The sequence below is a fragment of the Janthinobacterium sp. SUN128 genome, assembly GCF_030587275.1.
Taxonomy (GTDB): domain Bacteria; phylum Pseudomonadota; class Gammaproteobacteria; order Burkholderiales; family Burkholderiaceae_D; genus Janthinobacterium; species Janthinobacterium lividum.
Window position 1 is genome coordinate 14,184 of sequence record NZ_JAPWHY010000002.1, and the last position, 12,826, is coordinate 27,009.

Annotated in this window: 12 protein-coding genes; 3 read left to right on the plus strand and 9 right to left on the minus strand. The window is 63.2% G+C overall.

The genetic code is table 11. The features are described 5' to 3' along the window. Positions 1-115: 115 nt before the first annotated feature. Entirely contained in the window at positions 116-766 is a 651-nt protein-coding gene (locus O3297_RS20050; protein ID WP_139144061.1) for a hypothetical protein, read from the plus strand. Here the strand turns inward: O3297_RS20050 and O3297_RS20055 are convergent. From O3297_RS20055 to lptF, 4 genes are read right to left on the minus strand one after another with little or no spacing between them, the layout of a single operon-like run. Beyond that, positions 763-1,731: a Stealth CR1 domain-containing protein gene (locus O3297_RS20055; RefSeq protein ID WP_305049745.1), complete on the minus strand. Its 969-nt coding sequence runs from the start codon at positions 1,729-1,731 to the stop codon at positions 763-765. The two genes, O3297_RS20050 and O3297_RS20055, sit on opposite strands and share 4 nt — an antisense overlap. Continuing rightward, positions 1,728-2,135, minus strand: a complete 408-nt coding sequence (locus O3297_RS20060; RefSeq protein ID WP_070282797.1) for a sirohydrochlorin chelatase — start codon at positions 2,133-2,135, stop codon at positions 1,728-1,730. Before O3297_RS20060 ends, O3297_RS20055 begins: the two co-directional genes overlap by 4 nt. After that, complete coding sequence (gene lptG, locus O3297_RS20065; RefSeq protein WP_034782207.1) at positions 2,135-3,304, minus strand: LPS export ABC transporter permease LptG; 1,170 nt, start codon at positions 3,302-3,304, stop codon at positions 2,135-2,137. The genes O3297_RS20060 and lptG overlap by 1 nt, the downstream gene beginning before the upstream one ends. Next, a complete protein-coding gene (gene lptF / locus O3297_RS20070; protein ID WP_305049748.1) occupies positions 3,301-4,446 on the minus strand; it encodes an LPS export ABC transporter permease LptF in 1,146 nt (381 codons plus the stop codon). Before lptF ends, lptG begins: the two co-directional genes overlap by 4 nt. A gap of 67 nt (positions 4,447-4,513) precedes the next feature. On the opposite strand from lptF, the gene O3297_RS20075 reads away from it, so the two are divergent. Beyond that, positions 4,514-6,007, plus strand: coding sequence for a leucyl aminopeptidase (locus O3297_RS20075; RefSeq protein ID WP_305049750.1), 1,494 nt, complete (start codon positions 4,514-4,516; stop codon positions 6,005-6,007). Between the two features lie 94 nt (positions 6,008-6,101). Here the strand turns inward: O3297_RS20075 and O3297_RS20080 are convergent, their stop codons facing one another. From O3297_RS20080 to O3297_RS20095, 4 genes are read right to left on the minus strand one after another with little or no spacing between them, the layout of a single operon-like run. Beyond that, a complete protein-coding gene (locus tag O3297_RS20080; protein WP_305049752.1) occupies positions 6,102-6,629 on the minus strand; it encodes a hypothetical protein in 528 nt (175 codons plus the stop codon). Between the two features lie 11 nt (positions 6,630-6,640). Next, entirely contained in the window at positions 6,641-7,111 is a 471-nt protein-coding gene (locus tag O3297_RS20085; protein ID WP_058049645.1) for a CreA family protein, read from the minus strand. A 33-nt stretch (positions 7,112-7,144) separates the two neighbouring features. Continuing rightward, positions 7,145-7,333 carry a DUF1653 domain-containing protein gene (locus O3297_RS20090; RefSeq protein WP_034782199.1) on the minus strand — a complete coding sequence of 63 codons (189 nt, stop codon included), beginning with the start codon at positions 7,331-7,333 and terminating at the stop codon, positions 7,145-7,147. Positions 7,334-7,343: 10 nt separating this feature from the next. Next, on the minus strand, positions 7,344-7,715 hold the full coding sequence (locus O3297_RS20095; RefSeq protein ID WP_034751548.1) for a hypothetical protein: 372 nt from the start codon (positions 7,713-7,715) through the stop codon (positions 7,344-7,346). Between the two features lie 569 nt (positions 7,716-8,284). Between O3297_RS20095 and xth the strand changes: the two genes are divergently transcribed. Beyond that, complete coding sequence (gene xth, locus O3297_RS20100; RefSeq protein WP_034782197.1) at positions 8,285-9,049, plus strand: exodeoxyribonuclease III; 765 nt, start codon at positions 8,285-8,287, stop codon at positions 9,047-9,049. Between the two features lie 86 nt (positions 9,050-9,135). On the opposite strand, the gene O3297_RS20105 is transcribed toward xth, so the two are convergent. Then, the gene (locus O3297_RS20105) at positions 9,136-12,798 is read right to left on the minus strand and encodes an EAL domain-containing protein (protein WP_305049758.1); all 3,663 of its coding nucleotides are present in this window, start codon (positions 12,796-12,798) and stop codon (positions 9,136-9,138) included. Positions 12,799-12,826 lie beyond the last annotated feature (28 nt).

The window sequence follows — 12,826 nt, forward strand, 5'->3', positions numbered from 1 at the left end:
CATAGCGCTTGCCATGCGGTCTCCCGGCTGACGGAACCACTGGCAACCTCCCCGAAAAAAGCTGCGCCCGCAGGCTGCAATACCGCGCCGCGCAACTTTAGCCTTACGACCACACATGAATTTCACCTCCATGCGCGAAGCCCTGACTTCGCTCAGCCGCAGCAATGTCGGCGTCGCCAGCGCTGTGCTGTTAAGCATGCTCGCCTCTATCGCCCTGTGGACGGTGTTCCCGAATATCGACGACGAAAACCATTTGTTGGAATGGCTGCAAGCGCTGTTCCTGGCCCTGGCTTGCACCGTGCACGGCGTGCGCGCCTGGCAAGAGACTGACCGCCAGTCGCTGCGCTTTCTCATGCATGCAGGCTTGTGCGCCCTGCTGTTCGGCTTCCTGCTGCGCGAACTCGATATCGACCAGTTCGGCACTGCGCCCGTCTGGGCCCAGCTGGAAAAAGCCCTGCGCGTGCTGGAATTGCTGATCCTGATACGCATCCTGATCTTTTTCGCGCCGCGTGCCCGCAAGGTGTTTGCCCATGCCGGCCTGATTTTCAGCATGCGCATCACCATCCTGACGGCCATCGGCGGCTTGCTGATGGTCGCCGGCTGGCCCTTCGACAAGAAGGTCTTCCATGGCATGCCGGACGCCTACGCGCTGCTGGGCGAGGAAGTCTTCGAACTGGGCGCCTATCTGCTGCTGTTCCTCGCTTCGCTGTCCGACAGTTCGGCCGCCGCCCGCATCAGCCTGGCGCCAAAGAAGAAATCGGCTTAAGCGCCTTCAAATGAAGATGGCAGCGGCAGCAGCCGCTGCAAGGTCGCGGCCACGCGCAGCAGGCGCGGGTCATCATCCTCGGCCTCGTCGCAGGTATCGTTGATACAGAAAAACGGCAAGCTGCCAAAACGCGCCGCCAGCTCCTCAAGCTGCTGCGGCGCCGCCACATCGCCGCTGGCGATATGCAGCGGGTCGAGCATGCGCGACCGCGCAATCCCCTGATGCACCATCCAGCGCGGCACCAGGTCGGGCAGCAACGCCGGCACCTGCCACGAGCGAAACACCGTCGCGCGCACGCCGGCAAACATGGCCGGCGCCAGCCCTTCCAGTGCATGCAGCGCGCTTTTCAGCATGGGCCGCGGCGCGTGCGCATACAGGCGCGGTTCATGCTGGTAAGCTGCATACTGCGCCGACAGCCATTGCCGCGACAAGGTGGCGCAATTGACAGGCGCCGCCACGTCGGCGCGCAAGCCCTGCATGTCTTCGTGCAGCGCACTCTCCGTGAAAACGCTCAAACGCCCGTCCCCTTCCTCCCCAAACCAGAATGCGGGCTCGAACGGCGCGCCAAAAAATACGTCGTCGTTCAGATACAGGAAGCGCTCGGACAGGCCCGGGATATGGTGCAAATACGATTCGATATGGCCGGAATCGAACACGGGCAAGGCGGCGCCGGGCATCAGGCTCGCATGATCGATCACCGTCAGACGCGGTGAGGCGCGCAGCCACTCCGGCACTTGCCGGTCCGTCAGCAGGTAGACATGGCCGTGGCCGGGGAAGAAGCGCTCGAGCGCGCGCAGGTTGTAGCGCAGCTCGCCGTTGTCGCGGTAGCGCCCCGCCACGTTGCCGTGCAGGGCCAGCTGGCCAGGATGCGCCCGCGCCCAGGCGGCATACGCGTGCTGCCAGCGCGCGCGCCAGGCGGGATCGGTGCCGTCGACCCACAGGTAGACGATGTCGATGCCGCTCAAGGGAGAGTGCTGGAGCCTGGCGCCGCCACGCAGTAATCGGCAATGGCGGCGAGCACGCTGGCGTTCTCGCCGACCGCCTCGACCACCTTCAGGCGCAGTGCCGGATGCCGCTGGCGCAATTCTTCCAGCAATAGCGGCAAGTCGCGCAGCACATGCCCGCCCTGCCCCAGGAACACGGGCACCACGGTGACGTCCAGAATGGCGCCGGCGGGCAGCTTGGCCAGCAGGGTCGCTACCAGCTCGGGCAGGCGTGGCGTCATCAGTTCAAGGAAAGCCAGGTGCACGCCGGTGCCGGGCATGCGCGCCTGGGTCAGGTCGCGCAGGCGCTCGAAGGGCGCGGCCCACGATGCGGCGCGCGCGCCATGGGCAAACAGGATCAGCGCCTGTTCCGCGTTCGTCTCCATCAGTGCCGCTCCACCCACCACAGGGCGCCCAGCGCCAGCAGCAGATACAGCGCGCTCGGCGCCACCGCCGTCAGGAAGGCCGGCCAGGTGCTGAGCAGCCCCAGATGCGAGAACAGGGTGTTGACCAGCATGAAGCTCACGCCGATCATGATGCCGATGAAGATCTTCAGGCTGATGCCGCCGCTGCGCGTATGCATGTAGGCGAACGGCAGCGCCAGCGCCATCAACACGAAAATGGCCAGCGGATCGATCAGCTTTTTCCAGAAGGCGATGCGGAAACGCTCGGTTTCCTGCTTGTTCTCGGCCAGGTGGCGCGTGTACACGGCCAGTTCGCTGGCCGACATGCGCTCGGGATCGGAAGCCGACACCGTCAGGATCTTCGGCGTCACTTCCGACGTCATGTCCTTGCTGGCGCTTTGCACCGTATGCACCAGGCTCGTTTCCTGTCCATAGTAGTTCGACAGCTTCGGCTCGAAGCCGGGCGACGTGGCCGCGCTGTTCGAGAACGAGGTTTCCGTCACATCGGTCAGGCGCCAGATATTATTGCCCCGATACGTCGCGCCCTTGGCCACGGTCAGGGTGCGCAAACGCATATCGGTGTCGAATTCATACAGCTTGACATTTTTCAGCTGGCCGTCCGGACGCGCTTCGCCGACATTGAAAAAGCGCGAACCGGTGACGGTGCCCGTCAGGCCATCGCTCTTGACCATGTCCTTGGTCCACAGGCCCGAGCGAAACTCGCTCGACACGGCCGCGCCGCGCGAGGTCAGCTTGAGGCGTTCGGCCAGCGGTTCCGTGCGCGGCGTGATCAACTCGCCGAAGATGAAGGTGATGACGACGAAGACGATACCGATGCGGAACAGGAAACCGGCCGCCATCGCCGTCGACATGCTCGATGCGCGCATGATGGTAAATTCGGAACTGGCGGCAAACTGCGCCATCGTGTAGATCGTGCCGATCAGCGCCGCGATCGGCATCACCTCGTACACGTGCCCCGGCACCAGCACCAGCACGTACAGGAAGGCATACTGGATGGTGTAGCCGTTGCGGCCCACCTTGGGCAGCTCGCCCGTCAGGTCGATGAAGGCTTGCAGTGCCAGGAAGGCCAGCAGCACGAACAGCACCGCCTGGAATATCGAGACCGCAAAATAGCGCTGTAAAATCTTCATTTCGATGCCGCTTTACTTGTATTGCCGGCGCGGCGCGCGCGCTTGAAAGCCGCCAGCAGGACCAGCGGATGATAGCGGTGGTTCACATTCAGGCGCCACGCAAACAGCGCCACCACGGCCAGCGCCGCCAGCAGGTGCAGCGGCCACCAGGCCAGGCCAAAGGTCAGGCGGCCCTGTTTCACGCTCGCTTCGATGACCTTGATCAGGTTGCTGTACGTAAAGAAAATCAGCAGGGCGATGATCAGGTTGGTCGAACTGCCGGCACGCGGATTGACAAAGCCCAGCGGAATGGCCAGCAGGATCAGCATCAGGCCGATCAGGGGCGCGCTGACCCGCCACAGCAATTCGGCCATGGTATACGGATTCGGATTGGCGATGAGCGCCATGGTGCTCATGGCGCGCACGCCCAGCTCCGCGCCCAGTTCCTGCTGCTTGCTCTCGATGCGCATGATGTACTGTTCGAACTCCATGGTCTGGAAGTCCGCCTGCGTCGGCACGCCCTGGTAGCGGCGGCCGCTCTTGAGCACCAGGAAGCGTTCACCCTTGGCGTCGGTATTGATCACGCCTTCCTTGGCGACGACGACGACGGCGCTGCCTTTTTCATCGACGGTATTGACGAAGACGTTTTGCACCACCGTCTTCTCGCCGCTGACGCCCTCGACGAAGAAGATGCGGTTGCTGCCGGCCGATTCGCGGAACTGGCCCGGCGTGACTTTCTGCAGGTCTTCGCGCTTTTCAAAGCGCGCCACATATTCATCGCTTTTCTTTTGCGCCCACGGCGTGGCGTACAGGCTCAGGATGCCGGTGGCCAGCACCAGCGGCAGGCCGAAGCTGAGCACGGGCCAGATCCAGCGCGACAGGCTCAGGCCGGAGGCGAACCACACCACCATCTCCGACTCCTTGTAGCTGCGGGTGACGACCATCAGCACCGAAATGAATCCGGTGAGGATGATGATGGTGGGCAGCTGCATCAGGGCGGAAAAGACCATCAGCGACATGACGTCGGACGACGCAATCTTGCCGCCCGCCGCCTTGCCGAGAATACCGATCAGCATCCAGGTGAGCAGGATGCTGAACAAAACTGTGAAGGTGGCCCCGGCGGCACTAGCCAATTCACGTCGAAGGGCGCGTTGAAAGATCATTCGGAGTTTATAATTCGGATCAGTTAGTTGAGTAACACGTTACTAGTAAATGAAAACGGAGAACCAAATGGACTTTAGCATAAAAGCATTCGATACCAAGAGCACCCTCGGCACGGCCAAAAGCGGATGCATCGCGGTTGCGGTATTCGAAAACAAAAAACTGTCGCCAGCGGCAAAATCGCTGGACAGCAAGGGTGCGATTTCGGCTGCGCTGAAGTCCGGCGACATCAGCGGCAAGCCTGGCAGCACCTTGCTGCTGCGCGCAGTCGATGGCGTCGCCGCCGAACGTGTTCTGCTGGTAGGCATGGGCAGCGATGACACTGTCAGCGAAAAAAGCTTCACGACCGGCGTACAAGCCGCACTGAAGGCCTTCGGCTCGCTGGGCGCTGCGGACGCCATTATCGCATTACCGCTGGCTGAAGTGAAAGAGCGCGACGTAAATTGGGCAATCCGTTGCGTGGTGCAAGCCGCACATGACAGCCAATACCGCTGCGACTCGCAAAAAAGCAAAAAAGATCCGGCGCCAGCAGGCGTGCGCAAGATCGTCCTGGCTGCTCCTGCAACGGCCGCCACGCGCGGCGCGCTGACGCAAGCCATCGCCATCGCCAACGGTTCCGACCTGACGCGCAACCTGGGCGACCTGCCGGCAAACATCGCCAATCCGACCTACCTGGCCAACACGGCCAAGCAGCTGGCCAAGGATTACAAGTTCGAAGTCGAAGTGCTGGACCGCAAACAGCTCGAAGCGCTGAAAATGGGCAGCTTCCTGTCCGTCACCAACGGCAGCGAGCAGCCGCCGAAGTTCATCGTCCTGAAACACATGGGCGGCAAGGCCAAGGATGCGCCAGTCGTCCTGGTCGGCAAAGGTATCACCTTCGACACGGGCGGCATTTCGATCAAGGCCGGTCCTGGCATGGATGAAATGAAGTACGACATGTGCGGCGCCGCCTCCGTCCTGGGCACCTTCCGCGCCATCGGCGAAATGAACCTGAAGCTGAACGTCATCGGCATCATCGCCGCGTGCGAAAACATGCCGTCGGGCCGTGCCACCAAGCCGGGCGACATCGTCACTTCCATGAACGGCCTGACCATCGAAGTGCTGAACACGGACGCCGAAGGCCGTCTGGTGCTGTGCGACGCGCTGACCTACGCCGAACGCTTCAAGCCGGCAGCCGTGGTCGATATCGCCACCCTGACGGGCGCTTGCGTCGTGGCCCTGGGCCACCACAACAGCGGCCTGTTTACGCGCAGCGATGCGGCGCATGACCAGTTGGCCAATGAATTGCTGGCAGCGGGCAAACAGTCGAGCGACACGGCATGGCGCATGCCGATCGAAGAGGCGTACAACGAGCAGCTGAAGTCGAACTTCGCCGACCTGGCCAACATCGGCACGCCAGGCGGCGGTTCGGTGACGGCAGCGGCCTTCCTGGAAAACTTCACCAAGAAGTACACCTGGGCGCATCTGGACATCGCCGGCACGGCATGGAAATCGGGCGGCGCAAAAGGCGCGACCGGCCGTCCAGTCCCACTGCTGACGACGTTCCTGATCAACCGCGTCTAAATTGACGCCTGCCGGTAGCGCGCCCTGCGCTATCGGCGCCGCGAAGCAGCCGCCATAGTCACTGACCCTGGCGGCTTTTTCATGTGCAGTTGAATCAGTAGACGACGGGATTGGGCAAGGGCGACGGCGCCACCTTGGGCTGCACCACCGTTTCCGGCACGGCGGCCGGCTGCGGCTTCGCGGCGACGGGCGCGGGCGGCGGCGCCAGGCGCGCGGGGTCCTGCATGACGATGGTCAAAATGGATGGGTAGTCAAAGCCGGCGCCCGTGTTGCGGTCGACGAAATAGCCGACGCCCAGGGTCAGGATGACATTGCCCCAGACGCTGCCATTGAGCTTGGGGTCGATATGGTCGTCCGTCGCGATGGCGGGCGAACCGTGCTTGCGGCAGTCGACCTTCAACGGTTCCTGGCTCTTGCGGATGGTGATGCGCCCGGGCGTGGTGACGAACCACTTGCCCACGTCGTTGCTGAGGATGCAGCCGGCGCCCGTCAGTTCGCGGTTATCCTGGATGGTTTGCACCAGCACCATCTGCTCGGTGTTGCCAGTCAGGGTGGCGCAGCCGCCCAGGCCAAACAGCAGCAGCGTCCTGGCGGCAAGGTCGGCAGACGATGGCACGCGCATGGGAAGCTCGCTTAACGGACGGGAATCGGCTGGTCGCCGGGCACGGCGACGGCGGTGACGCTGTTTTTCGGACTGCCGTCGATCAGGCGGTCGGAATACACGAGGTAGACCAGCGCATTGCGCTTGCTGTCGACCATGCGCACGACGCGCACATGCTTGAAAAAGATCGAGGCTCGCTCGGTAAACACTTCTTCCTGGCGTGGCAGCTTGCCCTTGAATTGCAGCGGCCCCACCTGGCGGCACGCCACGGCCGCATCGGCCTTGTCTTCTGCCAGGCCGACGGCGCCCTTGATGCCGCCCGTCTTGGCGCGCGACAGATAGCAGCTGACGCCGGCGACGCGCGGGTCGTCATACGCTTCGACGACGATCTTGTGGTCAGGACCGATCAGTTTGAACACCGTGTCGACCGAGCCGATGGTTTCGGCGTGCGCCGCGGCGCAGGCAAAGCCCAGCACCAGAGCGGCAGGCAGCAATTTACGCATGAAGAGTATCCCGGGCACGCACGCAGGCGGCCATCAGTTGATGGGAGCGAAACGCTGGACCATGACGCCTTCGACTTCGATCAGTTGAAAGAATACGTCCTTCGGCCGGGTCCAGATGGAACCGTCGGCGGCGCGATAGACGATCATCGGCGTCAGATCCGCTTCCAGCGTGGCTTCGCACACCAGTTCGTAAATGCCGCCCTTGTAGTGCCGATAACGCATCGCCGTCCCCTCAAGCCGTTGAATCTTCGCTCTTGTCGTCGGCCAGTGCCTTCTGCTTCTGCTTCAGGCCCTGGATCACTTTCAGTATGCCTTCCATGCCGGCCGCGCCATCGGCGCCGCTGAAGGCGTCGAGCACTTCATTGAGCACCTTGTTGCGCACGGTCGCTTCATCGGAAGACATTTCCAGCGCGCGCTGGGCTTTCGCCGCCTTTTCGGCAGCGCTCACGCGCGGCTTGGCAGCCGTCTTGCCATGCGTCAGAGCAGCCTGCCAGATAACCCAGCGGCGCTGGGTCTCGAAAATCAGGTACTCATCCGGTTTGTCTTCTCTTCGCCGCACAATGTGGCCGTCACGCTGCGCCCACGCTTCAAATGCAGTTCGCATTTTCTTCCTTTGCAAATGCTACGCGCAAGTCTCACTATTAAAACTGCAACATTTCAAAATAGTACCATCTATTGATGTCGCAAAACAGTCTCATAGATATAGTACTGCAATTTATATAACAAGTCTGGCGGCGCCAAGGACGGAATTGACACTCCGTCCCCGGCACAGTGGTCATGTAATCGGAATAGCAATTACAACTAATTACAACTGCTTCCTGTCTGGTTGCCAACTTGGCCGTAACAAAGCTGTGTGACACAGTTGTTACACGGTGCCATTTTAGTAGTTTTTATCGCGTTTTAGCGAGAAACTTTACACCTTTGTCGCGTTAATCAGCGAGACGCATCCTGCCACGCCAGCCACTTATGCCAAATCAAACATAGGGGTTGATCAATGATACACAAAAACATAATATTCATGCGCCACGATTGGTTAAGTATAAATACTTTATTTGTACTCTTTTTCCCTGCCAGCAAATAAAGCTCCTACCCGGCAAGCGGCGCAAGACGTCATCGACACGCATGCGGTAAGATTCGCGCCTAACGATACCCATTCAAGCAAGGATTTTTCCCATGAAACTCGCCACCTGGAACGTCAACTCGCTCAAAGTGCGCCTGCCGCAAGTGCTGCAGTGGCTGACAGACAACCCGGTCGACATACTCTGCCTGCAAGAGACCAAACTGACGGACGACAAGTTCCCCGTCGCCGAGATCGAGGCGGCCGGCTACCAGGTGGTCTTCAGCGGCCAGAAAACGTATAACGGCGTGGCCATCCTGTCGAAGCTGCCGATCACCGACGTGGTGAAGAACAACCCGCGCTATGAAGATGCGCAGCAGCGCATCCTGGCCGCCACCATCGGTGGCGTGCGCGTCGTCTGCGCCTACGTGCCGAACGGCCAGAGCGTCGACTCGGACAAGTATGAATACAAGCTGGGCTGGCTGGCCGCCCTGCACGACTGGCTGGCAGAAGAAGCGCAGCAGCACCCGCAACTGGCCGTCGTCGGCGACTACAATATCGCGCCCGACGACCGCGACGTGCACGACCCTGTCGCCTGGGAAGGCCAGGTACTGGTGTCGGACAAGGAACGCGCCGCCCTGCAGCGCCTGTTCGACATCGGCCTGACGGATGCCTTCCGCCTGTTCGAGCAGGCGGACAAATCGTTCAGCTGGTGGGATTACCGCCAGCTGGGCTTCCGCCTGAACAAGGGCCTGCGCATCGACCACATCCTGCTCTCGCCCGCCCTCGCCGCCCGCTGCACGGCGTGCGTCATCGACCGCGTGCCCCGCAAGTGGGAACAGCCGTCCGACCATGCACCCGTCGTGGCCACCATCGACTAGACAGGGCGCGCATCATCGACAGTGGAGCACTCGCCCCGCAAATGGGAACAGCCGTCCGACCATGCGCCAGTCGTGGCGACGATTGACTAGCTAACGACTATCCGCTCCAGCAAGGCCTGCGCGTTCACGGCAGGCACTGGCGCGGAAAACAGATAGCCCTGCGCATAGCGGCAGCCGTTCGCCTGCAGCAGGGCGAACTGCTCTTCCGTCTCCACGCCCTCGGCCACGGCCGACAATTGCAGGCTGTCGGCCAGCGCGATGATGGCCGCCACGATGGCGCGGTCTTCCCCGCTGTGCTCCAGGTCCTTGATGAAGGCGCGGTCGATCTTGACCTTCTTCACGGGGAAGCGCTTCAGGTAGGCCAGGCTGGAATAGCCGGTGCCGAAATCGTCGATCGACAGGCGCAAGCCCATGCCATTGATCTGGCGCAGAATCTCCAGCGTATGCTCGCCGTGCTGCATCAGCGCCGTCTCGGTGATCTCGAATTCCAGCAGCGCCGGGTCGATGCCCGTTTCCCGCACCACGGCGCCAATCGCCGCCACCAGGCCCTTGTGCATGAACTGGCGCGGCGACAGATTCACCGCCAAGGGCACGGGCTGCAAGCCCTGGCGCTGCCAGGCCATGCTTTGCTCGCAGGCCTGGCGCATCACCCATTCGCCCACCGGCACGATCAGGCCGTTTTCCTCCATGATGGGAATGAAGCGGTCCGGCAGCACCAGGCCATGGCCCGGGCGGCGCCAGCGCAGCAGCACTTCCATGCCATGCAGCCGACGCGTGGCGATATCGATGACGGGCTGGTAAAACAGTTCGAACTGCTGCAGCGCCAGCGCCGTGCGCAAGCTGCTTTCCAGGTCGAAGTGCAAGGCCGCCGCCTGGTTCATCGTCTGCGTGAAGAACTGGTAGTTATTGCGGCCATTGCCCTTGGCGTGGTACATGGCCGCATCGGCATGGCGCATCAGGGCGTCAACGTCGCCGCCATCGTCCGGATACAGGCAGATGCCGATCGACGGCGTCACGTGCAGCACATGGCCGTCGAGCGGAAAGGCGGGCGTCAGCGCTTCGATGATCTTCTCGGCCACGCGCGCCGCTTCGTCGCTGCCGCGGATGCCCGGCACCAGCACGACGAATTCGTCGCCGCCCAGGCGCGCCACCGTGTCGCTGGCGCGCACGGCGCCGCACAGCCGGGCGGCCACTTCCTTGAGCAGCAGGTCGCCCGTCATGTGGCCCAGCGAATCGTTGATGGTCTTGAAGCGGTCCAGGTCGATGAACATCACGGCCAGCTTGCGCCCGGAACGCTGCGAGGCCAGCATGGCCCGTTCCAGCCGGTCCGACAGCAGCGCGCGGTTCGGCAAGCCTGTCAGGTTGTCGTGATAGGCCATGTGGTGCACCCGCGCCTCGGCCTGGCGCCGCTCGACGATCTCGCCCTGCAACAGCAGGTTGGCGCCGGCCAGTTCGGCCGTGCGTTCCTGCACGCGCAATTCCAGCTCGTCGCGCGCGCGGCGCACCGCCTCGGCCGCCTCGCGGCGCGCCGTCACGTCGTCGACCAGCCACACGGAACGGCCATGCGCATGCGCCAGGTCGAACGGCCGGCCGGACAGGCGCGCCCAGAAGCGGCTGCCATCCTTGCGCACCAGCTGGTATTCCGACATGTGCACGCGTCCCGCATCGAAGTCGCGCGCCGTCTCGCCGCGCGCCACCTTCCACGCGGCCATGTCCGGATACAGGGCCTGCACCGACAGGCCGTTGATTTCACCCGGTCCATAGCCGAACAGCTCTTCCATCTTGCTGTTGGCACGCAAATTGTAGCCGCCCTCTATCACCGAGATGCCCAGCACGGCGCTATCCAGGATGGCCTGGTTTTCCAGCAGCGCGTTGCGCAGGGATTCTTCGGCGCGCTTGGCTTCCGTGCGGTCCTCGATGATCCAGATGGTGCCGGCGGCGGGATCGTCCGGATTGACGACATAGGCGATCAGCTGCGCCCACAAGGTGCTGCCGTCGCGGCGCATCATTTCCACTTCCGTCTGGAAGGGCTTGGCCACGGACAGGAAGGGGAAGGCCGCCGCGCCCAGCAGCTCGTACGATTGCTGCGACACGTACAGCGCGCGCCCGGGCAAGCCCAGCGCCTCGTCGCCGCTATAGCCGAACATCGCGGCAAAGCCCAGGTTATAGCGCGTGATCAGGCGGTTCTTGGTATACAGGATGCTCACCGAGGCATTCGTCATGATGGCCGCCACTTCCATCTGTGTCTGGCGGCTGGACGTGATGTCTTCCAGTATCCAGATGGCGCCCTGCTCGCTGTGCGTCTGGTCGACGGCCTTGGCGCGGATGCGGCACCAGAACAGGCTGCCGTCGCGGCGGCGGAACAGCGATTCATCCTGCTCGTATGGCAAGCCCTGTCCCAGCAGCGGCGTGGCCTGTACGCCAAACTCCTCGTAGGCGGCGGGCGACGGAAACAGTTCGGCGGCGGGCAGGCCCGTCATCTCCTCCTGCGCGTAGCCGAACATTTCGGCGAAACGGGGATTGCAGCGCAGGATCAGGCGCGAACGGGAAAACAGGATGCCGACGGAGGCATTGTCGAGGATAGCCTGCTGCTCGAGCATCAGCTGGCGCGTCGCCTCCTCGGCCGCCTTCTGCGCGCTGCGGTCGTCGAACAGCCAGATCGTGTCGCGCAGCGCGCGGTCGGACTGGCTCTCGGGATTCAGCACATAGCCATACGCCAGCGCCCAGAACGTGGAGCCGTCGCGGCGGCGCATCTCCATCTCGCCCTGGAACGGCAAGCCGCGCCGCAGCAGCGGTGCGGCCTGGCGCACGACATTGTCATACGCAGCGCGCGACGGATACAGGTCGGCGACGGCCAGGCCCACGCCGCTGTCGCCGTCAAAACCGAAGCATTCGGCGAAACGCCGGTTGTAGCGCAGCACGCCCTTGTCGCGCTGAAAACCGATGGCCAGGGGCGCGTTATCCATCACCGCCTGCATTTCCAGCATGGCGCGCCGCAGCTGGTCTTCATCGCGCCGGTGGTCGCTGATGTCTTCGATGATCCAGACCGTGCCGTCATGCGTATTGAGGGGATCGACGGCACGCCCGTGCAGGCGGCTCCAGAACAGGGTGCCATCCTGACGCCGCAATTCCAGTTCCGTGCGGTACGGCTTGCCCTTCGACAGCAGCGGCGCCGCTTCCAGCCCCAGGGCGCGGCAATGCTCGGCGGAGCGGTACAGCACCGCGCCCGGCATGCCCGTCAGCTGGTGACGCGCGTAGCCGAGCATCTCGGCGGCGCGGATATTGCACTCCTCGATGAAGCCGCCCTTGGAAAAGACGATGCCGACGGCCGCGCTTTCCAGGATCGCCTGCTGCTCGAGCAAGGTCTTGCGCAAGGCTTGCTGGTCGCGCTGCTGCACGCTGATGTCGGCAAACACGAGGGTCGCACCGGGCAAGCCATCGTCCACCAGCAGGGGCCGCGACCAGACCTGCACGGCGATGGCGCCCGCCTCCCCTTCCAGGCTGCTGTCCCAGTGCCGCTCGCGCCCGGCCGCGCCAAGCGCGCCGCGCAGCATGCTGGTGCTCGACGCGCGGTAAGCGTCCGTAAAGCAGTCGGCCAGCAGCCGGCCCGCCATATCCCGACCCAGCAGGGCCTGCAAGGCGCCATTCGCGGCCACCACCATGCCGCAGGCATCGCAGGCGCAGGCCGGCAAGGCAATCAGTTGCAAGGCATCGGCGATGAAATCGGGACTGGTCGGTACGCGGTTCATGGACACCATGGGATGGTTAAGGACAAGA

Excerpts from the sequence above, each read along its gene's own strand:
- O3297_RS20050 (WP_139144061.1), top strand. The coding sequence starts at position 116 with ATGAATTTCACCTCCATGCGCGAAGCCCTGACTTCGCTCAGCCGCAGC.
- O3297_RS20060 (WP_070282797.1), bottom strand. The coding sequence starts at position 2,135 with ATGGAGACGAACGCGGAACAGGCGCTGATCCTGTTTGCCCATGGCGCG.
- lptG (WP_034782207.1), bottom strand. The coding sequence starts at position 3,304 with ATGAAGATTTTACAGCGCTATTTTGCGGTCTCGATATTCCAGGCGGTG.
- lptF (WP_305049748.1), bottom strand. The coding sequence starts at position 4,446 with ATGATCTTTCAACGCGCCCTTCGACGTGAATTGGCTAGTGCCGCCGGG.
- O3297_RS20075 (WP_305049750.1), top strand. The coding sequence starts at position 4,514 with ATGGACTTTAGCATAAAAGCATTCGATACCAAGAGCACCCTCGGCACG.
- O3297_RS20080 (WP_305049752.1), bottom strand. The coding sequence starts at position 6,629 with ATGCGCGTGCCATCGTCTGCCGACCTTGCCGCCAGGACGCTGCTGCTG.
- O3297_RS20085 (WP_058049645.1), bottom strand. The coding sequence starts at position 7,111 with ATGCGTAAATTGCTGCCTGCCGCTCTGGTGCTGGGCTTTGCCTGCGCC.
- O3297_RS20090 (WP_034782199.1), bottom strand. The coding sequence starts at position 7,333 with ATGCGTTATCGGCACTACAAGGGCGGCATTTACGAACTGGTGTGCGAA.
- O3297_RS20095 (WP_034751548.1), bottom strand. The coding sequence starts at position 7,715 with ATGCGAACTGCATTTGAAGCGTGGGCGCAGCGTGACGGCCACATTGTG.
- xth (WP_034782197.1), top strand. The coding sequence starts at position 8,285 with ATGAAACTCGCCACCTGGAACGTCAACTCGCTCAAAGTGCGCCTGCCG.
- O3297_RS20105 (WP_305049758.1), bottom strand. The coding sequence starts at position 12,798 with ATGAACCGCGTACCGACCAGTCCCGATTTCATCGCCGATGCCTTGCAA.